Genomic DNA, 20345 nt, shown 5'->3' with positions numbered 1-20345 from the left:
CGCAAGAATGGTGGTCCTCTTGATCGACAAGGCATCCATCATGCAAACGCGTCAACTTGGCAAAAACGGCCCGCAGGTCTCGGCCCTGGGCCTGGGCTGCATGGGCATGACCGACTTCTATACGACGGGCGGCAACGCCGACGAAGCCATCGCCACCCTGCACCGGGCGCTGGAGAGGGGCGTCACCCTGCTGGACACCGCCGATATGTACGGCCCCCACACCAATGAGGAACTGCTGGGCAAGGCGCTGGCTGGCAAGCGGGATCAGGCGTTCATCGCCAGCAAGTTCGGCATCGTGCGTACGCCAGGCGACGCCGGCGCGCGCGGGGTCAATGGCAGTCCCGAATACATCCGCGCCGCGATCGATGACACGTTGCAGCGTCTGAAAATCGACACCCTGGATATGTATTACCAGCACCGCATTGATCCCGGCGTGGCGATCGAAGAGTCCGTTGGCGCCATGGCCGAGCTGGTCAAGGCAGGCAAGGTGCGCTTTCTCGGCTTGAGCGAGGCGTCGGCAAGCACCCTCGAACGCGCGCACAAGGTTCATCCCATTGCCGCCCTGCAGACCGAATATTCACTGTGGAGCCGCGAGCCGGAAGAAAACGGCGCGCTCGACACGTGCCGCCGGCTGGGCATTGCGTTTGTGCCGTACAGCCCGTTGGGGCGCGGTTTTCTGACCGGCGCACTGAAGAGCCCGGACGACTTCGCCGCCGATGACTATCGCCGCAGCAGTCCGAGGTTCCAGGGCGAGAACTTCGCCAAAAACCTGCTGCTGGTGAAGAAGGTGGAACAACTGGCGGCAGAAAAAGGCATTACCGCCGGCCAGCTGGCGTTGGCCTGGGTCCTCGCCCAGGGCAATGACGTGATTCCGATTCCCGGCACCAAGCAGCGCAAATACCTGGAAGAGAACGTCGCTGCGCTGGACGTGACCCTCAGCGCAGCAGAGTTGCAGGCGCTGAAAGACCTGTTCCCGGTTAACGCTGTCGCAGGCGGCCGTTATCCCGATGCGGCGATGAAGCTGGTCAACGGGTAAGCGGGTAACGCTCTCCAATCATCGCTGCGTCTTCGATGAACCCCGGCCTGTTGGCGGCGACACTCCGCCGCCAGCAGGCCCTGTCCCGCCCCGTTTCGCCGGGTTGTCAGAAGTCCCGCTTGTAGAAGATGTCCAGCGAACTCGCCACACCGCCCGCGACCTCCAGGTACACCTTCTTGCTCAGCAGGTAGCGCAAGGTCAGGGTGTTGGCCGGCTCGAACACCCCCACGCCGTAACGCAGGCTGAGCTTGTCGGTGATCTTGCCGCTGGCGACCACCGCCGTCTTGTCGCCGCTGCCCGAGGTGTCCAGATCGAAATCCTGAATCCCCAGCCCGGACGCCAGCTTGCCCGCCGTTGACGAACCGCCGGCCAGACCCAATGCCAGCGCCGCCTGGGCGACCATGTTGCTGTCTTCGCCGTTGGTGCTCAGCGGACGGCCCAGCACCAGATACGAGAGCGCCTGCTCCTGACTCATGGCAGGTTCGGAGAACACCGTGGTAGTCGGCTGCTCGGCGCTGCCGCTCAGGCGAATGCCGGCGATCACGTCGTCGGTCTGGCGGATGGCTTCGATGTCCAGATACGGCTGGTCGACCGGTCCTGCGAACAGCAGGCGCGCCTTGCGAATGGTCAGGCGCTGGCCGTAAGCGCGGTAGCGGCCGTCGTTGAGGTTCAGCTCGCCGCGGGTGTCCATGTTGTCGCCGATGTGCACGTGGCCGACGAGATTCGCAGTCAAACCGAAGCCGCTGAAACTCAAGGTCTCCTGGCCCACTTCGACGTTCACATCCATGGCGATGGCCAAGGGGGTTTTGCCCTGTTCGGTCTGCTGGCCCACGATCACGGTGTCATCAGAGACTTTCACCGTTGAAGGCGGCAGCTGGCGCACCGTGATCTCGCCTTTCGGGATCAGCACCTTGCCGGATACCGCGAGCCTGTCGCCCTGCAGGGTAATCTTCAGGTCCGGCGCCGCTTCCAGCTTGGCGTACGGTTCAACGGTGATCGGCAGGTGCGTGCCCTTCAGGTCAACGTCGACATCCAGCGCATTGGCCCAGGCCACATGCCCGCCAATGCTGCCTTGACCCGTCGTGCCGCTGCGCCAGTTGCCGGTCAGATCAACGCGCTCGCCGGCAATCAGGGCCTGCACATTGAGCTTTTCAAGACTCACCGGCAATTCGGGACCGGAGACTTCGGCGTCGTTGAGCGTCACGTTGCCGTTGACCTGAGGCGCCAGCAGGCCGCCCGAGATCCGCCCGCTGCCATTGAGCTTGCCGTTGAGCTTTTCCACCATGGGCACAAACGGCCTTGCGACCGACACGTCCAGGCCGCTGAGGGTGAAGTCGCCGGTCACGGGCTTGTTCCTGGCGATCGGATCGATGCTCAGTCGCGCCAGCAGTTCACCGAGCTTGCCGCCACGAAAATTGAGGCTGGTGTCGACTTTCTTCGGGGTCAGGCTGCTGGTCAGCTTCAGCGTGTCGTAGGGGAAGTCCAGCCACTGGTTCTTGTCCTTGACCCGCAGCGTCCCGCCACTGGCGTCGATGACCACCTGGCCATTGGGGCCGGCAGCGGGAACGTCCAGCTGGATGTCGGCATTCAACGCGCCCGTCCAGGCGAAATCCTTGGGCAGCCACTGCGCCAGGCTTTCCAGCGGGAAGCGCTTGAGGTGGTAGCGCAGGCGCGGTTCGGGCATCAGGCGCTGATCTTCGCCGCACAGGCTCGCAGGCCCCGACACCCAGCAATGAGCACCAAAGTTGACCTTGCCGTTGGCCAAACGCTCCAGCTTGGCCGGCTGTTGCAGCTTCCAGTCCTGCCCGCCGCTCTGGATGTCGCCGCTGGCCAGACGCCCGCGCCAATTACCTTTGTCCAGATTGCCGTCCAGCGCCAGGGCCAGTTTGAGCAGCGGACCTTTGAGATCGAGTTTGACTTGCTGACGCTTGATGTCGCCCTGGCCATTAACCGTCAGCGCGCCCAGCGCCGTGTCGCCGGCCTGAATGCCGGAGGTCTTCAGGTCAAGGGTGGCGCGCTGGGCGCTGTCGAGCCTGCCGGCCAGGGTCAAGCTCTGCAGCGTGTTCGCCTGAAACGCCAGTTGCGTGCCTTGCAAGGCCAGCTGCCCTTGGGGCGCCTGTACCGTGCCGGCGACGTCGATGCGCCCTTTCATCTGGCCTTGCAGGCCAGGCCATAGCTGACCCAGTCGCGCCAGGTTGATGTCCAGCTGGCCGGCGATTTTCTGCTGAAGGCTTCCTGTGCCCTGAATCCGGTTGTCGCCCAGGCGGATGTCCAGGGCGTTGAGGTTCCATTTGTTGTCGGCGCCATCGGCCTTGGCCTGCAGCACCGCGGGCTGACCGCGCAGGCGCCCCTTCAGGTCCAGATCGGCGTTCAGGGTGAGTTGCTCGTTGCGCATTGAACCCTTGCTGCGCAGCGGACCCGCCAAGGAGCCCGGCAATTCCGCGACCCAGTAAGCGGGATCGATGGCGCTGAGATCCAGTGCCGTGTCCCAGGCGATGCCGTCGGCAAATTGCAGATTCAGGTGACCGCTGGCCTTGCCCTGCCCGGCTGCCAGCTCAAGTTGAGGCAGGAAGATCTGTTGCAGATCGCCGCTGAACGGACTCTGAAGCGTGAACGGGCCGGCCGGGCCCTTGAAGTCGCCGGCGAAATGGCCGAGGTATTTGCCGTCGGTGTAGGACACTTCCCCGGTGAACGTATGCACGCTGACCTGGGGCTCGTCGATCAACGGGTACAGGCGATGCCAGGGAAAGTCGAGCCAGTCGATTTTCGCGTCGGCGCGCAGGCCCTGTTGCCAGTCCAGTTTGCCGCTCGCCTTGAGGCGCTGGTTGTCGCTGGCGGTCAGATCAAGCGCCGTAATGTCCGCGCCCTTGGCGTCGACCCGGCCTTGTAATGCCAGCGCCACCGGGCCTTTTTCCGCCGGAAGGCTGGCGTTGCCGGTGATGGCGTAGCCTTGAGCAAGATCGCCCTTGGCGTTGAGCATCAGATGATCGAGCTGCAACGTGTCCGGCAGATCAGCGCTGGGCTTGAAGTTGTCGCTGGTGATGGCGATGTCCGCCGGCAGGTTCTCCACCAGCGGTTGCAACTGCCCGACGAGCGTGGCGTCGAGGTAGCCCTTGCTCTGCGCGTTGAGGGTCAAAGTCTTGAGCAGGTCCCCTTGAATGTTCAGTGCCAGTGACAACGGCTGACCACTGACGTCGGGTAGCTTCAGCTGTCCTTCGGCGGTCAACGGCCAGTTACCCTCGGGTTTGAGCAGGCCCGACAGATCAAGGGCGATGTCATCACGACCGGCGTGCAGCGAATCGATCTTCAACCCCTCAGCGGTCCAGTGCGCCGCCAGCTTCACGTCGCGAACCTGTTCGGTGCCGTCCAGATGAAGACTGCCGATCTGCACGCGCCCTAGTTGCAGGGCCAGCGGCAGCTTGAGGTCCGGCAGCGTGATCGGCCCGCTGGCTGCCTCGTCGCTGGAGGGCGGAAACTGCAGCCTGATGTCGCCCGTTTGCAGGTTGTCGATGCAGAGCGTCATGCGCGCGAGGCACGCGGGTGACCAGTCGAAAACCGGTGCGTCGACTTCGACCTTGCTCTGGCCTTGCTGCCAGACCAGGTGATCCGCCTGCCACGCGCCGCCCAGACGACCGGAAAACCCTTCGACCGTCAGGCCCGGCACCCACCCGAGGGCCCAACGGCTGCCGCTTTGCGTACCGAGGAGGATGGTGGCCGTCAGCACCATCAAAATGATCAGCGACAGCAGCGTAATCGCCGTGATTGCCGCGGTGCGTTTCAACAAAGCCAGCTTCGTCACAGTTCAGGTCCCATCGAGAAGTGCAGACGAATACCGCCGTCTTCATCCAGCGCGTGGGCGAGGTCGAGGCGCAGCGGCCCCACCGGCGACACCCAGCGCACGCCAATGCCGACGCCGGTTTTCAGGCTCGGCAGGTCCAGTGAATTGAACGAGTTGCCCTGATCGACGAACGCCGCCACCCGCCATTTTTCGGCGATCGAGTATTGGTACTCGGCGCTTCCGGCGATCATGTAACGGCCGCCGATCTTGTCACCGTCGGAGTTCTCCGGGGACAGCGATTGGTAGTCATAGCCGCGCACGCTCTGGTCGCCACCGGCAAAAAAGCGCAGGGATGGCGGGATCGACTTGTAGCCGTTGCTGGCGCTGCCCCCAACCTGCACACGCCCGAGGAAGCGGTGGTTCTGCGCCACGGTGGTCAGCCCTTTGAGCATCACCGTGCCGTGCAGCAGGTTGGCGTCAGAACCCAGCCCTTCCTTGGCGACCTGGGTGTCGAACCGCAGCCGGTAGCCGTTGTGCGGGTCGATGCGGTTGTCGCTGCGCAGGTACGAATAGCTGACGCCGGGCATGAGCAAGGTGCTGAGGCCTTCGTCGTTGCCCAGCCGGTATTCTTCGCGCTGCCACTTCAGCGATATCACGCGCTCCCAGCCGCTGGGCAGTTTGCTGTGCCATTCGGGCCCAACGGTCAGCAGTTTGCTGAGGCTGTCGGTGTCGGCGATTTCTTCATATTGATAGCCACCGGCAAATCGCAATTTGTCGGTCAGGGGCGGGTCCAGCGGGATGTCGTAGAACAGGCCGACGTTCTGCCGAGGGGCGGAGATTTCCGCCTCGGCGCCATAACTGTGGCCCTGGGGATTGACCCAGTGGCGCGTCCAGTTGGCCTTTACCCGTGGGCCGACGTCGGTCGAATAGCCGACCCCGAGCCCCATGGTCCGCGGCTTGCGGGTCTGCAACTGCACGTCGACCGGAATGACCTGGGCCTGGGCATCGGTGGGCGATGCGTTGACCCGAACGCCTTCGAAATAGCCGCTCGACTGCATGGCCTGATTGAGTTCGGCGATCAGTTCGGAGTCGTAGGGCGTGTCTTGTTTGAACGGCACCATGCGCCGCAGCAAGTCTTCATCGAATGGCGCGTCGCCGCTGAAGGTCACTTTGCCAAGGGAGAAACGCGGCCCGCTGTCGTAGACCAGTTCGATGTCGGCGACACCGGCGCGCGGGTCGACGGAAAGGCGCTGGGTCACGAACCGGCCCTTGAAGAAGCCGTAGCGCGCCGCCTGGGTTTCAATCAGGTGCTTGGCGTCCTCGTAGACACCATGGTTGAGCACCGCGCCGGGCTTCAGGGCGTCACCCTTCGGCACCCGGAAGCTTTTAAGCTGGGTCGCCTGCCCGGTCACGCGGATGGATACGTTGCGCAGGTGCACAGGCTCGCCGGCCTGAACCTTCAACAGCAGTTGCAGGTTGTTGTCGACGTGGCGGACTTCGCTGTCAATCTGCGCCTGATAATAGCCAAGGGCCTGAGCGGCCTTTTGCGCCTGCTCGACGGCCCCGACGCTGAAGCGTTCGAGCGCTGGCTCGTCGCGCTCGCCGAGGCTGCCCACATACCCTTCGATGTTGGACTTGAGCGCGGCATTGGACGGCTTGACCCGGACTTCCAGCTGCGCATCGGCAAACGCCGCGCAACTGGACAACATCAGGAGAAAGCCACTGGTGTATCGATGGGGAAACTTCATAGGCGCGAATGCTACACGAGCGACGCGGGCTGCTGGAACCCGCGGAAATGGAGAAGCGTGCGCGGCTCAGGCCACAGAACCCAATGAAACCTGCGGATTTGGGTGGAAAAAGATGTGTTCGCGGACAGGTCCTACTGCCACCTCACCGATTTCCTCATAACCCTGTCGGTTATAGAACTCCAGATAATCGCCATTGCCGGTGTCGAGAACGATGCCCTGGGAATTCCTGTCCTGGGCACACCAGTCATGCAACGCCAGCAGCAACCGCTCGCCATAGTGCCGCCCCTGAAAGTCGGGATGCACGCCGAACAACGGCAGGACATGAACCGCTTCCGAAGGCACGCAGGCCAGCACGGCGTGGTAGTACTCCAGATAGCGCTGAGTGCAGCGCAGGCCGGTGGTCATCAACATGCGAATGCGCCAGGCCCAGCTTTCGGTGATGCCCAGCCGCCGCTGCGGAGGCGCAATCAGGGCAACGCCGACCAGGCGGTCCGCCACGAATAGCCCCAACGCCGGCAGGTCCTGCAGATAGTGCTGTTTGACCAGCGCCCGAATGGTCGCCTTGACCCGATGGTCGTAGCCGGAGCGGCCGGATTCGAAGAGGTAGGCAAAACTCGGCTCCTGGCGGTAGGCGAGGTACAGCAGCGCGCGGGTTTCGCGGGAGTAGCCGCTGTCGAGCTGACGGATCTCCGCCGTTTCGCTAGGCAGTTCAGGCATGGTGTGCGTCCTTTTGATGAGCCCCGGGGCGGCCGCTCGGGTGCTTGACTTCAAGGCTTCGAGTCGCCGCCCGCCAGCGCAGTTCCCGCGACGTGGCCGCCGATCAGAAATGCACACAGCGCAACCGCCATCGCACACAGCGCCTCTGACGCTGGCCGTGGCCGGGCAGGTCGGCTAGCATCGCCGTTTGTATTTGTAAGGAGCTGCCAGGAGCGCCGCCCATGAAAATTGTGTCTTTTAATATCAACGGCCTTCGCGCCCGACCGCATCAACTGGCGGCGTTGATCGAGAAACATCAGCCCGACGTCATTGGCCTGCAGGAAACCAAGGTCTCCGACGAGCAATTCCCCCAGGCCGAGATCGAAGCGCTGGGCTACCACGTTCATTTCCATGGCCAGAAGGGCCATTACGGCGTCGCACTGCTCTCCCGCCAGCCGCCGCTGTCGATCCACAAGGGCTTCGACAACGACGACGAAGAGGCCCAGCGCCGTTTCATCTGGGGCGCATTCGCTGATCGCAACGGCAATCCGGTCACGGTCATGAACGGCTATTTCCCACAAGGCGAAAGCCGTGATCACCCGACCAAGTTCCCGGCCAAGCTGCGCTTCTATGCAGATCTGCAGAACCTGCTGGAAACGAAATTCAGCAACGACCAGCCGCTGGTGGTGATGGGCGACGTCAACATCTCCCCGGAGGACAGCGACATCGGCATTGGCGCCGACAACGCCAAGCGCTGGTTGAAAACCGGCAAGTGCAGCTTCCTTCCGGAAGAGCGCGAGTGGCTCGGCAAGCTGAAGAACTGGGGCCTGGTGGACAGCTTCCGTCACTTGTACCCGGAAGTGGTCGATCAGTTCAGCTGGTTCGACTATCGCAGCCGCGGCTTTGAAGACGAGCCCAAGCGTGGCCTGCGCATCGACCTGATCCTCACGTCCCATGGCCTGCAACCGCGCATCAAGGCGGCGGGCGTGGACTACCATTTGCGGTCGATGGACAAGCCTTCCGACCACGCGCCGATCTGGCTTGAGCTGGAATAACCGAACCATCACAGTTCAGCCGCGCGGCGCCCTGCCCGCGGCTTCATCGTCCGAGGCGCTATAAGCCGCGGGCTGTCATCTGCGCGTCATTGGCCTGTCTTATTCTCCGGCCACCTCCACTCCTATAAAGATGCCGCACATGCTGCGCACCGGTGTTTTCATTTTCCTCGCTTCACTCTTCGCTTTTTCGGTAGATACCCACGCCGCTGCCCTGCCCGCGCCCAGTGACGGCTCGCCGGCCTTGCGCATTCAGGGCTCGAACACGATTGGCGCGCAACTGGGGCCGGCGCTGGTCAAAGGCCTGCTGGCGCAGCAAAGCGCACAGTCCATTCAGGAACAAGCGGGCGCGCACCCCAACGAGCGGCGTATCACCGCCCAGTTGCCGTCCGGCCAGAATGTCAGCATCGACATTGCGGCACACGGATCGAGCACAGGTTTCGTGGCCCTGAAGGACGGCTTGGCAGATGTAGCAGCCTCCTCGCGCCCCATCAAAAACAGTGAAGCCATGGAGCTGGCAGCCTTGGGCGACTTGCGCAGCCATCAGGCCGAGCAGGTCATCGCCATCGACGGCGTTGCGGTGATTCTCCATCCCGGCAACCCGCTGCGGGAGCTGAGCACAGTGCAACTGGCGAAAATCTTTTCCGGGGAGGTCCGCGACTGGGAGCAATTGGGCGGCACTGCCGGGGCCATTCATTTATATGCGCGGGATCAGCAGTCGGGCACCTTCGACACCTTCAACGAGCTGGTGCTGGCCAAGTCCGGCAAGACGTTGTCGAAGGAGGCCCGGCGGTTCGAGTCCAGCGAGGAATTGTCCGATCAGGTCAGCCAGGACCGCCAGGGCATCGGTTTCATCGGCCTGCCCTACGTCCGGCAGGCCAAGGCCGTGGCGATCATCGATGGCGAGTCCAAACCGATGCTGCCCACGGTCAGCCTGATCGCCACCGAAGACTATCCGCTGTCACGCCGCCTGTATTTCTACCTGCCGCCTGAGGCGAAGCAGCGCTGGGCCAAGGCGCTGGTGCGGTTCGCCCAGAGTCCGCAGGGACAGTCCATCGTGGCGCAAAACGGGTTTGTGGCGCAGACGGTGCAGGCGGTAAAAGTGCGGGCGACGACGCAGATGCCGCTGGCGTATCAAAATCTGGCGCGGGAGGCCGAGCGGCTGTCGGTGAATTTCCGTTTCGCCCAAGGCAGCGCGACCCTCGACACCAAGGCCATGCTTGATCTCAAGCGCGTGGTCGACTATCTGAAGGCCCATGACAAGCTGGATCAGAAGGTCACGCTGGTGGGATTTGGCGATGCCAAGAGCGACCCGGCGCGAGCGCAGTTGCTGTCCAGACTGCGCGCGATGGCAGTGCGCCGGGAGTTGCTGAAACATCAGGTGGTGCTGCGTGAAGTGCGCGGCTTCGGCGACGAAATGCCGGTGGCGACCAATGACGGCGATGAAGGCCGGATCAAGAACCGCCGGGTGGAGGTGTGGGTGGAGTGATGCGGTTCAAGCCCGCCAGCACTGTACGGCTTACTGGCGACGTCGTGGTCGGTCACCGATGTTCGCTGCGCATCATCTCCTTGGGCACGTACTTGCCAATCTCGAATTTGCCGATCGCCGCGCGGTGGACTTCGTCCGGGCCGTCGGCCAGGCGCAGGGTGCGCTGCATGGCGTACATGTAGGCCAGCGGGAAATCGCCGGACACCCCCGCACCGCCATGCATCTGGATCGCCCTGTCGATCACCCGCAGAGCGACGTTCGGCGCGACCACTTTGATCTGCGCGATCTCGCTCTTCGCCACCTTGTTGCCTACGGTGTCCATCATGTAGGCCGCTTTCAGGGTCAGCAGCCGGGCCATGTCGATTTCCATGCGCGAGTCGGCGATCTTGTCGATATTGCCCCCCAGTCGCGCCAGCGGCCGGCCAAACGCAGTGCGCTGCACCGAGCGTTTGCACATCAGTTCCAGCGCGCGCTCCGCCATCCCGACCGAGCGCATGCAATGGTGAATTCTGCCCGGGCCAAGGCGACCCTGGGCGATCTCGAAACCACGTCCTTCACCCAGCAGGACGTTTTCGTACGGCACGCGCACGTTTTCGAACAGCACTTCGGCGTGACCGTGGGGCGCATCGTCGTAGCCGAACACCGGCAGCGGCCGCAGGATTTTTACCCCTGGCGTGTCAGTCGGCACCAGGATCATCGAATGCTGCTGATGACGCGGGCCGTCCGGGTTGCTCAGGCCCATGAACACCATGATCTTGCAGCGCGGGTCGCAGGCGCCGGAGGTCCACCATTTGCGGCCGTTGATGACCCACTCATCGCCATCACGCACTGCGGTCGCGGCCATGTTGGTGGCATCCGAGGACGCCACGTCGGGTTCGGTCATCGCAAACGCCGAGCGAATCTCGCCGCGCAGCAAAGGTTCCAGCCACCGTTCCTTCTGCGCCTCACTGGCGTAGCGCACCAGCACCTCCATGTTGCCGGTGTCCGGCGCCGAACAGTTGAACGGCTCCGGGCCGAGCAGCGAGCGGCCCATGATCTCCGCCAGCGGCGCGTACTCGAGATTCGACAGCCCTGCCCCGCATTCGGATTCCGGCAGGAACAGGTTCCACAGCCCCTCGGCCTTTGCCTTCGCCTTGAGCGCCTCCATGATCGCCGTCGGCTGCCAGCGGTCGCCTTCGGCCACTTGGCGCTCGAACACGGGCTCGGCCGGGTACACGTGAGTGTCCATGAAGGCCGTCACGCGCTCGCGCAGTGCCTGAACCTTGGGGGAGTAAGCGAAATCCATGGGGCGGCTGCCTTCTATGAGGTGTTGTCAGGTCGTGAGCCGATGCTAGATCAGCGCCCCCCATTTATCTAACCTATTCTCGGCGTGTATAAACATTCATAACCGATATATGATTCGGCGCATTCCAAACAACAAGAACTGCACGAGGCGCACAGCAATGAACCTGAGCAAGGTCGATCTCAATCTCTTTATTGTGTTTGACGCCATCTACACCGAAGCCAATCTGACCCGCGCCGGTCAGATCGTCGGCATCACCCAGCCTGCGGTGTCCAACGCCCTGTCGCGCCTTCGCGAAACCTTCAACGATCCACTGTTCGTGCGCACCGCCCAGGGCATGGTGCCCACCCCGATGGCGCAGAACATCATCGGCCCGGTGCGCAACGCCCTGTCGCTGCTGCGGGTGTCGGTGCAGGAGAGCCGGATTTTCAATCCGCTGCAGGCCAACAAGAATTACCGCATCAGCATGACCGACCTCACCGAAGCGGTGATTCTGCCGGCACTGTTCCAGCGGCTGCGGCGCCTGGCGCCCGCCGTGACCATCGAAAGCTTTCTGTCCAAGCGCCGGGAGACGACCAAGGAACTCGCGGCGGGCCGACTGGATTTCGCCGTCGACGCGCCGCTGAATACCGACCCCCAGGTGCGCCACGTCAAGCTGATGGAAGACCGCTATGTGTGCGCCATGCGCCGGGGCCACCCGCTGGCGAACAAGGAGGCCATCAGCCTGGATGACTACCTCGGCGTCGCGCACATCCATATTTCCAGCCGGCGCAGTGGCTTGGGTTATGTGGATCTGGCGCTCGGAAAAATGGGTATTCAGCGCAAGGTGGCGTTGCGTTCGCAGCATTACCTGATGGCCTCGCAGGTGTTGCAGCAAACCGACATGGTGATGACCGTTCCCGAGCGCTTCGCCCGGCGCAATGACCTGCATTTCGTGTACCTGCCGGTCAACGACGTGCCGACCGTGGAAACCCACCTGTACTGGCACGAAAGCACCGATCAGGACCCCGCCAACCGCTGGATGCGTGAGCAGATCATCGAACTCTGCCAATTGGTGACTGCGCAGGAGCGCAAGTTGGGCAAGACCCTTGAAGCAGTGAAGTGAAGGTTCAGCGGCGCCTGCAGTCAATGTAGGACCGGCTTTAGCCGGGAAGAGGCCCTTGTGGACACCATCCATTTTGCGGTGTCGCTGCTGGCCCTTTCCCGGCTGAAGCCGGTCCTACGTTCAAAACGCCGTCCTACGATTGGCAAAAGCTGTCCAGTGTTTGATAACACCCTTGACGTTAACGTAAAGCCCCACTTACGTTACGCCCAGGCCTTCCGTATCGAGCACTGCCATGACCGCCACCACCTACAGCATTTCCGACCTCGCCCGCGAGCTGGACATCACCACCCGCACCATCCGTTTCTACGAAGAACAAGGCATGCTCAGCCCCGAACGCCGGGGGATGGAGCGGGTGTATTCGGCCCGTGACAAGGTCACCCTCAAACTCATTCTGCGCGGCAAGCGCATCGGCTTCTCTCTCGCCGAATGCCGCGACCTCATCGGTCTGTACGACCCCCACGGCGGCAACCACAAACAATTGAGCACCATGCTGAAAAAAATCGCCGAGCGTCGCGCGCAGCTGGATCAGCAGCTTCTGGACATTCAACAAATGCAACTAGAACTCGACACAGCAGAAGAACGCTGCAAGGCCGCACTGGAAATATCCAGCTGATTCAGTCCCATAGAACAACAACCTAAAGCCAAATCTTTCAGGAACGATGCCGCTATGTCTCTCCCTCAACGTGTGCGTCTGGTTGAAGTCGGCCCTCGGGATGGTCTGCAGAACGAATCCCGCCCGGTCAGCGTCAGCGACAAGCTGCAACTGGTGCACGACCTCGCCGATGCGGGCGTCAGCTATATCGAAGCGGGCAGTTTCGTGTCGCCAAAATGGGTGCCGCAGATGGCCGGCTCCGCTGAACTGTTCGCCGGCATCCAGCCGAAGGAAGGCGTGACCTACGCCGCGCTGGCACCCAACTTGCGCGGATTCGAAGACGCGCTGGCAGCGGGCGTGAAAGAGGTCGCGGTATTCGCCGCCGCCTCGGAATCGTTCTCCCAGCGCAACATCAACTGCTCGATCAGCGAGAGCCTGGACCGGTTTGTGCCGATCATGGAAGCCGCGCGCCTGCACGGCATCAGCGTTCGCGGCTACGTGTCGTGCGTACTGGGTTGCCCCTATGAAGGTGACATTTCACCGAAGCAAGTGGCGTCAGTTGCCAACGAGCTGTTCGCCATGGGCTGCTACGAGGTCTCCCTGGGCGACACCATCGGCACTGGCACGCCGGGCGCCACCCGCACGCTGTTCGACGTGGTCGCCGGACAGATCCCCCGGGGCAAGCTGTCCGGGCATTTCCACGACACCTACGGCCAGGCGCTGGCCAATCTCTACGCCAGCCTGCTGGAAGGCATTCACGTGTTCGACAGCTCCGTGGCCGGCCTCGGCGGGTGCCCCTACGCCAAAGGCGCGACCGGCAACGTGGCCAGCGAGGACGTGGTTTACCTGCTGAACGGCCTCGGCATTGAGACGGGTATCGATCTGGACAAGCTGATTGCAGCCGGTCAGCGCATCAGCGACACCCTCGGTCGGGCAAATGGGTCACGGGTGGCGAAGGCACGTCTGTCGGCCTGATGTGCGACAACTTGTCACACAGTGTTACCCTGCCCGCCATCGTGTTCAGGGAAACGGGTAACACGGAAACACCTGGCGACAGATTCAGCAGTGAATCCAGGCCGGTGAAATCCGCAAAGCCCCGCAAACCGGGAACTCTGAAAAGTTGGCATGGCTTCTGCTATGTCTTACGTACAACAAAAATAACAAATGCAATGACCCAATAAAAACAAGACGTATCGGCTCTGACATAACAAGAACAACACGGACAGAGACGCAGCTAACTGATTTTTTTGGAGTGGATCGCTCTACTTGAGGCTCTGGCCTCACGACCGGACTGAGAACAATAAAACTGCGTTCAGGCAGCTACCAGACGAGTCGGATCGAAAGATCGAAGCGGATCAGCGCTCAAAAAAATACGTTTGCTCTTGGCCCCGCTTGGGGGTCGCTCAGAAAAGCAAAAGAAGCTGGCTGCCAAAAACAACAACAGGCCACTTACTAATAAAAACGAGCATGCAATCGAACTTGAAGGGGAGCCCAGGCTCCCCTTCGTGCTATTCGTCATTCGTAAACCTCCCCTCCCGATTATCACCAGCGATAGCACTTCATCGTCGTTGACATCACCACGACTGCAGGCTTACGTTAACGTAAAGGTAACGCAGTTTCTTTTCCCCCTGTCAGCCCTCCAATAACAACACGGGATGCAGTCCATGAATTACCCCACGCTCAATTTCGGCCTCGGCGAAACCCTCGACATGCTGCGCGACCAGGTGCGCGCCTTCGTGGCCGCCGAGCTTGCCCCGCGTGCCGCACAGATCGACAAAGACAACCTCTTTCCCGCCGACATGTGGCGCAAGTTCGGCGACATGGGCCTGCTGGGCATCACCGTCGATGAGCAGTACGGCGGCGCAGGCCTGGGCTACCTGGCCCATGTCATCGCCATGGAAGAAATCAGCCGGGGTTCTGCCTCAGCGGCACTGTCCTACGGCGCCCATTCCAATCTCTGCGTCAACCAGATCAACCGCAACGGCACCCCCGAACAGAAAGCCCGCTACCTGCCCAAGCTGATCAGCGGCGAGCACGTGGGCGCCCTGGCGATGAGCGAACCCAACGCCGGCTCCGACGTGGTCTCGATGAAGCTGCGCGCCGACCGTCGGGGCGACCGCTTCGTGCTCAACGGCAGCAAGACCTGGATCACCAACGGCCCTGACGCCAACACTTACGTGATCTACGCCAAGACCGACCTGGAAAAAGGCGCCCACGGCATCAGCGCGTTCATCGTCGAACGCGACTGGCACGGCTTCTCCCGAGGCAGCAAATTCGACAAGCTCGGCATGCGCGGCTCCAACACCTGCGAGCTGTTCTTCGATGACGTCGAAGTGCCGGAAGAAAACCTGCTCGGCGCGCTCAACGGCGGCGTGAAGGTGCTGATGAGCGGCCTGGATTACGAGCGAGTCGTGCTCTCGGGCGGGCCGGTCGGGATCATGCAGGCGTGCATGGACGTCGTCCTGCCTTACATTCACGACCGCAAACAATTCGGCCAGAGCATCGGCGAGTTCCAGCTGATCCAGGGCAAGGTCGCCGACATGTACACCCAGCTCAACGCCAGCCGCGCCTACCTGTACGCCGTGGCGCAGGCCTGCGAGCGCGGCGAGACCACGCGAAAGGACGCCGCCGGGGTGATCCTCTACGCCGCCGAGCGCGCCACGCAATTTGCCCTGGACACCATCCAGATTCTCGGCGGCAACGGCTACATCAACGAATTCCCCGCCGGACGACTGCTGCGCGACGCCAAGCTCTACGAGATCGGCGCCGGCACCAGCGAAATCCGCCGCATGCTGATCGGGCGTGAGCTGTTCAACGAAACCCGCTGACAGCGCCGGAGGCCCCATGACCACTCTGCACACCCAGATCAACCCGCGTTCGCCGGAATTCGCCGCCAACAGCGAGGCTATGCGCAAGCAGCTCGACGCGCTGCATAACCTGCTCGACCACGTTCAGCGCGGCGGCGGTGCCAAGGCGCAGGAACGCCACACCTCCCGGGGCAAACTGCTGCCCCGGGAGCGGATCAACCGCCTGCTGGATCTCGGCTCGCCCTTCCTCGAACTCAGCCAGCTCGCCGCCCATGACGTGTACGGCGAAGACGTCCCGGCTGCGGGGCTGATCGCCGGGATCGGCCGGGTCGAAGGCGTCGAATGCATGATCATCGCCAACGACGCCACGGTGAAAGGCGGCACCTATTACCCGCTGACCGTGAAAAAACACCTGCGCGCCCAGACCATCGCCCAACAGAATCGCTTGCCGTGCATTTACCTGGTGGACTCCGGCGGCGCCAACCTGCCCCGTCAGGACGAAGTGTTCCCCGACCGTGAACACTTCGGCAGGATCTTCTTCAATCAGGCCAACCTGAGTGCTGAGGGCATCGCCCAGATCGCCGTGGTCATGGGTTCCTGCACTGCGGGCGGCGCCTATGTGCCGGCCATGGCCGACGAAACCATCATGGTCCGCGAACAAGCGACCATCTTTCTCGCCGGGCCGCCGCTGGTGAAAGCCGCCACAGGCGAAGTGGTCAGCGCCGAAGACCTCGGCGGGGCCGACGTGCACTGCAAGGTCTCCGGGGTGGCCGATCATTACGCCGACAGCGATGACCACGCCTTGGCGCTGGCACGGCGCTGTGTGGCCAACCTGAACTGGCGCAAGCTCGGCCAGTTGCAGACCCGCCCGCCTCAGGCGCCGTTATATGCGGATGACGAGCTGTATGGCGTGATCCCGGCGGACGCCAAGCAGCCGTTCGACGTGCGCGAAGTCATCGCGCGGCTGGTGGACGGTTCGGTGTTCGATGAATTCAAGGCGCTGTTCGGCACCACGCTGGTGTGCGGCTTCGCCCATCTGCACGGCTACCCGATCGCCATCCTCGCCAATAACGGGATTCTCTTCGCCGAAGCCGCGCAGAAAGGCGCGCACTTCATCGAACTGGCCTGCCAGCGCGGCATTCCGCTGTTGTTCCTGCAGAACATCACCGGCTTCATGGTCGGCCAGAAGTACGAAGCCGGCGGCATCGCCAAGCACGGCGCCAAGTTGGTGACTGCCGTGGCGTGCGCGAACGTGCGGAAGTTTACGGTGATCATCGGCGGCAGTTTTGGCGCGGGCAACTACGGCATGTGCGGCCGCGCTTATGACCCGCGCTTTCTGTGGATGTGGCCCAACGCGCGGATCGGCGTCATGGGCGGCGAACAGGCCGCAGGCGTGCTGGTGCAGGTCAAGCGTGAACAGGCCGAACGCAGCGGCCAGACGTTCAGTGCCGAGGAAGAAGCGGCTCTGCGCCAACCGATCCTCGATCAGTACGAGCATCAGGGCCATCCCTGGTATTCCAGCGCCCGGCTGTGGGACGACGGTGTCATTGACCCCGCGCAGACCCGCGACATTCTCGGCCTGGCCATCAGCGCCTCGCTCAACGCCGCCATCGAACCGACCCGCTTCGGCGTGTTCCGGATGTGACCCGAGAGAATCGCCCCATGAATGATTTCGCCACTCTCGACATCGCCCTCGACCCACGCGGGTTCGCCACGCTCTGGCTCAACCGGCCGGAGAAAAACAACGCCTTCAACGCGCAGATGATTCGCGAGCTGATCATCGCCCTTGACCAGTTGCAGCGGGACGACAGCCTGCGGTTTCTGCTGGTGCGCGGACGCGGCCGACACTTCAGCGCCGGTGCCGACCTGGCCTGGATGCAGGAGTCGGCCAACCTCGACTACAACACCAACCTGGGCGATGCCCGCGAGCTGGGTGAGTTGATGTACAACCTCGCCAAGTTCAAGGCGCCGACCCTCGCCGTCGTGCAAGGCGCGGCCTATGGCGGCGCACTGGGCCTGATCAGTTGCTGCGACATGGCCATCGGCGCCGATGACGCGCAGTTCTGCCTCTCGGAAGTGAAGATCGGCCTTGCTCCGGCGGTGATCAGCCCGTTCGTGGTGCAGGCGATTGGCGAACGTCACGCGCGACGCTACGCGCTGACCGCCGAACGTTTCGACGGCACCCGGGCGCGGGAGATCGGCCTGTTGGCCGAGTGTTACCCCGCTGCCGAGCTGGAACAGCACCTGGAACACTGGATCGCCAACCTGATGCTCAACAGCCCCCAGGCCATGCGCGTCAGCAAAGACCTGCTGCGCGAAGTCGCCGACGGTGAGCTGACCCCTGCCCTGCGCCGCTATTGCGAGAACGCCATTGCCCGCATTCGCGTCAGCGCCGAAGGCCAGGAAGGTCTGCGCGCGTTTCTGCAGAAGCGCGAACCGGCCTGGCGCGGCGAGCCGCGCACGCTATCCCAACCGCTGCAAGGCCCGCGGCCCCCACAAGGAGAGTCGCACTGATGAGCGTCCCGCACATGCAACCACTGAATTCGGTGCTGATCGCCAACCGTGGCGAAATCGCCTGCCGCGTCATGCGCACGGCCAAGGCCATGGGCCTGACCACCGTCGCCGTGCACAGCGCGACTGACGGCAACGCGCGGCACGTCCGTGAGGCGGACATCGCGGTGAACCTCGGGGGCAGCAAGCCCAGCGAAAGCTATCTGCAAATCGACAAGCTGATCGAAGCAGCCAAAGCCAGCGGCGCCCAGGCCATCCATCCCGGTTATGGGTTTCTCTCGGAAAACGCAGGTTTTGCCCGCGCGGTGGAACAGGCCGGCCTGATTTTCCTTGGCCCGCCCGCCTCGGCCATTGACGCCATGGGCAGCAAATCAGCGGCCAAGTCGCTGATGGAAACCGCTGGCGTGCCACTGGTGCCCGGCTATCACGGCGATGCTCAGGACGCCGCGACCTTCCGCGAAGTCGCCGCCCGGATCGGTTACCCGGTGCTGCTCAAGGCCACCGCCGGCGGTGGCGGCAAGGGCATGAAGGTGGTCGAGCGCGACGAGGATCTGGCCGAAGCGCTGGCGTCCGCGCAACGTGAGGCGCAGTCGTCGTTCGGCGACTCGCGCATGCTCGTCGAAAAGTACGTGCTCAAGCCGCGCCATGTGGAGATTCAGGTCTTTGCCGACCAGCACGGCCACTGCCTGTACCTCAACGAGCGCGACTGCTCGATTCAGCGCCGTCACCAGAAGGTCGTCGAAGAAGCCCCGGCGCCGGGCCTGACACCGCACATGCGTCAGGCGATGGGCGAAGCGGCGGTGCGCGCGGCACAGGCGATCGGCTACGTCGGCGCCGGCACGGTGGAGTTTCTGCTGGACGCCCGGGGCGATTTCTTCTTCATGGAAATGAACACGCGCCTGCAGGTCGAGCACCCGGTGACCGAGGCAATTACCGGGCTGGACCTGGTGGCCTGGCAGATTCGCGTGGCCCAGGGTGAGCCGCTGCCGATCACCCAGGCCGAAGTGCCGCTGAACGGCCACGCGATTGAGGTGCGGCTGTATGCGGAAGATCCGGCCAACGACTTTTTGCCCGCCACCGGGACGCTGACGCTGTATCGCGAATCATCTGCGGGGCCGGGGCGTCGCGTCGACAGCGGCGTGGCAGAAGGCGACGAGGTCTCGCCCTTCTATGACCCGATGCTCGGCAAACTGATCGCCTGGGGCCAGACCCGTGAACAAGCGCGCTTGCGATTGCTGGCGATGCTCGACGAATTTGCCATCGGCGGTTTGCGTACCAACCTCGGGTTTTTGCGCCGCATCATCGCCCACCCGGCCTTCGCCGACGCGGAACTGGACACCGGCTTTATCCCTCGCTATCAAGAGGATCTGCTGCCAGCGGCCGAGGGTTTGACAGAGGAATTCTGGCAGGTGGCGGCGCAGGCATACCTGAGCACCGCGCCAGTGACGGTCAGAGCCGACGACGCCCATTCGCCCTGGTCGGCCCGCACCGGGCTGCGCCTGGGCGGCCCAAGCGAAGTGACGTTGCACCTGGCGTGTGGCGCAGAGTCTCGAAGCATGGTGTTGCGAAGTGACTCCCAGCAGGGCGTTCGGCTGAACGGCGAGCATTTGCTGATCGAGCAGGACGGCGTGCGCCGGCAGACCCTTGCGATCCGCCGGGCTGACACGCTTTACCTGCAATGGCAGGGCGATGTGCATGGGATCCGCCCGGTTGACCCGATTGCCGACGTGGATTCAAACCACGGCCACCACGGCGGCCTCACCGCCCCCATGAACGGCAGCATCGTTCGGGTGTTGGTCGGCGTGGGCGAACAGGTGCAGGTCGGCACTCCGCTTGTGGTCCTGGAAGCGATGAAAATGGAACACAGCATCCGCGCGAACACCGCCGGCACCGTGACAGCGCTGTATTGCAGCGAAGGTGAGATGGTCAAGGAAGGGACAGTGCTGGTGGAGTTGGCCGCTGAATAAATGTCAAAACCCCGGTGGGATCGGGCGTGAACGCGAATGTAGGACCGGCTTTAGCCGGGAAGACGTCAGGTGGCGCACCGCAAAATCGATGGCGTTCACAATGGCCCCTTCCCGGCTAAAGCCGGTCCTACTATCGCACCGCGTGCAGCCAGTGAGATTGTGTGGGGTTTCACCCACGCATCGCGGGCATGCTGTAGTGGTCAACTAATTCCGGACACCTCGATAGGTTGTTTCAAGGCCATCGTCCGTTCGTAAACGGTCGGTGGCAGATACCCCAGTTTT

General features: G+C 63.0%; 14 protein-coding genes. 10 read left to right on the top strand and 4 right to left on the bottom strand.

Annotated elements, in window-relative coordinates; genetic code table 11:
• The first annotated feature begins 40 nt into the window (after nt 1–40).
• Nucleotides 41–1036: an aldo/keto reductase gene (locus tag QWI18_RS00070; protein ID WP_369317845.1), complete on the top strand. Its 996-nt coding sequence runs from the start codon at nt 41–43 to the stop codon at nt 1034–1036.
• Nucleotides 1037–1142: 106 nt separating this feature from the next.
• Here the strand turns inward: QWI18_RS00070 and QWI18_RS00065 are convergent, their stop codons facing one another.
• The 3 genes from QWI18_RS00065 to QWI18_RS00055 all read right to left on the bottom strand — a co-directional run bounded on the left by QWI18_RS00065 (nt 1143) and on the right by QWI18_RS00055 (nt 7279).
• A complete protein-coding gene (locus QWI18_RS00065; protein WP_369318156.1) occupies nt 1143–4763 on the bottom strand; it encodes a translocation/assembly module TamB domain-containing protein in 3621 nt (1206 codons plus the stop codon).
• 68 nt (nt 4764–4831) lie between these two features.
• On the bottom strand, nt 4832–6562 hold the full coding sequence (locus QWI18_RS00060) for an autotransporter assembly complex family protein (RefSeq protein ID WP_192131762.1): 1731 nt from the start codon (nt 6560–6562) through the stop codon (nt 4832–4834).
• 66 nt (nt 6563–6628) lie between these two features.
• The gene (locus QWI18_RS00055) at nt 6629–7279 is read right to left on the bottom strand and encodes a GNAT family N-acetyltransferase (protein ID WP_065990601.1); all 651 of its coding nucleotides are present in this window, start codon (nt 7277–7279) and stop codon (nt 6629–6631) included.
• A gap of 221 nt (nt 7280–7500) precedes the next feature.
• Here QWI18_RS00055 and xthA point away from each other — a divergent pair, with 221 nt between their 5' ends.
• A complete protein-coding gene (gene xthA, locus QWI18_RS00050) occupies nt 7501–8313 on the top strand; it encodes an exodeoxyribonuclease III (protein WP_192131764.1) in 813 nt (270 codons plus the stop codon).
• Nucleotides 8314–8452: 139 nt separating this feature from the next.
• On the top strand, nt 8453–9799 hold the full coding sequence (locus tag QWI18_RS00045) for a substrate-binding domain-containing protein (RefSeq protein ID WP_369317844.1): 1347 nt from the start codon (nt 8453–8455) through the stop codon (nt 9797–9799).
• A 52-nt stretch (nt 9800–9851) separates the two neighbouring features.
• Here the strand turns inward: QWI18_RS00045 and QWI18_RS00040 are convergent, their stop codons facing one another.
• Nucleotides 9852–11084: an acyl-CoA dehydrogenase gene (locus QWI18_RS00040; protein ID WP_369317843.1), complete on the bottom strand. Its 1233-nt coding sequence runs from the start codon at nt 11082–11084 to the stop codon at nt 9852–9854.
• A 157-nt stretch (nt 11085–11241) separates the two neighbouring features.
• On the opposite strand from QWI18_RS00040, the gene QWI18_RS00035 reads away from it, so the two are divergent.
• The 7 genes from QWI18_RS00035 to QWI18_RS00005 all read left to right on the top strand — a co-directional run bounded on the left by QWI18_RS00035 (nt 11242) and on the right by QWI18_RS00005 (nt 20063).
• Nucleotides 11242–12186 (top strand): LysR family transcriptional regulator, encoded by a 945-nt coding sequence (locus QWI18_RS00035; protein ID WP_369317842.1) that lies wholly within the window; start codon nt 11242–11244, stop codon nt 12184–12186.
• A gap of 232 nt (nt 12187–12418) precedes the next feature.
• Nucleotides 12419–12799: a MerR family DNA-binding transcriptional regulator gene (locus QWI18_RS00030; protein ID WP_192131772.1), complete on the top strand. Its 381-nt coding sequence runs from the start codon at nt 12419–12421 to the stop codon at nt 12797–12799.
• A gap of 54 nt (nt 12800–12853) precedes the next feature.
• Nucleotides 12854–13753: a hydroxymethylglutaryl-CoA lyase gene (locus QWI18_RS00025; protein ID WP_369317841.1), complete on the top strand. Its 900-nt coding sequence runs from the start codon at nt 12854–12856 to the stop codon at nt 13751–13753.
• A gap of 689 nt (nt 13754–14442) precedes the next feature.
• The gene (locus QWI18_RS00020; RefSeq protein WP_369317840.1) at nt 14443–15606 is read left to right on the top strand and encodes an isovaleryl-CoA dehydrogenase; all 1164 of its coding nucleotides are present in this window, start codon (nt 14443–14445) and stop codon (nt 15604–15606) included.
• A gap of 16 nt (nt 15607–15622) precedes the next feature.
• Entirely contained in the window at nt 15623–17230 is a 1608-nt protein-coding gene (locus QWI18_RS00015; RefSeq protein ID WP_369317839.1) for a carboxyl transferase domain-containing protein, read from the top strand.
• A gap of 17 nt (nt 17231–17247) precedes the next feature.
• Entirely contained in the window at nt 17248–18099 is an 852-nt protein-coding gene (locus QWI18_RS00010; protein WP_192131779.1) for a gamma-carboxygeranoyl-CoA hydratase, read from the top strand.
• Nucleotides 18099–20063 carry an acetyl-CoA carboxylase biotin carboxylase subunit gene (locus QWI18_RS00005; RefSeq protein WP_369317838.1) on the top strand — a complete coding sequence of 655 codons (1965 nt, stop codon included), beginning with the start codon at nt 18099–18101 and terminating at the stop codon, nt 20061–20063. Before QWI18_RS00010 ends, QWI18_RS00005 begins: the two co-directional genes overlap by 1 nt.
• Nucleotides 20064–20345 lie beyond the last annotated feature (282 nt).

The organism is Pseudomonas sp. W2Oct36 (assembly GCF_041060465.1).
Taxonomy (GTDB): domain Bacteria; phylum Pseudomonadota; class Gammaproteobacteria; order Pseudomonadales; family Pseudomonadaceae; genus Aquipseudomonas; species Aquipseudomonas graminis_B.
This window is presented reverse-complemented; position numbering and strand designations above follow the sequence as displayed.

What these genes read in the sequence shown, in the direction of transcription:
- QWI18_RS00070 (WP_369317845.1), top strand. Translation starts at nt 41, where the DNA reads ATGCAAACGCGTCAACTTGGCAAAAACGGCCCGCAGGTCTCGGCCCTG.
- QWI18_RS00065 (WP_369318156.1), bottom strand. Translation starts at nt 4,763, where the DNA reads ATGGTGCTGACGGCCACCATCCTCCTCGGTACGCAAAGCGGCAGCCGT.
- QWI18_RS00060 (WP_192131762.1), bottom strand. Translation starts at nt 6,562, where the DNA reads ATGAAGTTTCCCCATCGATACACCAGTGGCTTTCTCCTGATGTTGTCC.
- QWI18_RS00055 (WP_065990601.1), bottom strand. Translation starts at nt 7,279, where the DNA reads ATGCCTGAACTGCCTAGCGAAACGGCGGAGATCCGTCAGCTCGACAGC.
- xthA (WP_192131764.1), top strand. Translation starts at nt 7,501, where the DNA reads ATGAAAATTGTGTCTTTTAATATCAACGGCCTTCGCGCCCGACCGCAT.
- QWI18_RS00045 (WP_369317844.1), top strand. Translation starts at nt 8,453, where the DNA reads ATGCTGCGCACCGGTGTTTTCATTTTCCTCGCTTCACTCTTCGCTTTT.
- QWI18_RS00040 (WP_369317843.1), bottom strand. Translation starts at nt 11,084, where the DNA reads ATGGATTTCGCTTACTCCCCCAAGGTTCAGGCACTGCGCGAGCGCGTG.
- QWI18_RS00035 (WP_369317842.1), top strand. Translation starts at nt 11,242, where the DNA reads ATGAACCTGAGCAAGGTCGATCTCAATCTCTTTATTGTGTTTGACGCC.
- QWI18_RS00030 (WP_192131772.1), top strand. Translation starts at nt 12,419, where the DNA reads ATGACCGCCACCACCTACAGCATTTCCGACCTCGCCCGCGAGCTGGAC.
- QWI18_RS00025 (WP_369317841.1), top strand. Translation starts at nt 12,854, where the DNA reads ATGTCTCTCCCTCAACGTGTGCGTCTGGTTGAAGTCGGCCCTCGGGAT.
- QWI18_RS00020 (WP_369317840.1), top strand. Translation starts at nt 14,443, where the DNA reads ATGAATTACCCCACGCTCAATTTCGGCCTCGGCGAAACCCTCGACATG.
- QWI18_RS00015 (WP_369317839.1), top strand. Translation starts at nt 15,623, where the DNA reads ATGACCACTCTGCACACCCAGATCAACCCGCGTTCGCCGGAATTCGCC.
- QWI18_RS00010 (WP_192131779.1), top strand. Translation starts at nt 17,248, where the DNA reads ATGAATGATTTCGCCACTCTCGACATCGCCCTCGACCCACGCGGGTTC.
- QWI18_RS00005 (WP_369317838.1), top strand. Translation starts at nt 18,099, where the DNA reads ATGAGCGTCCCGCACATGCAACCACTGAATTCGGTGCTGATCGCCAAC.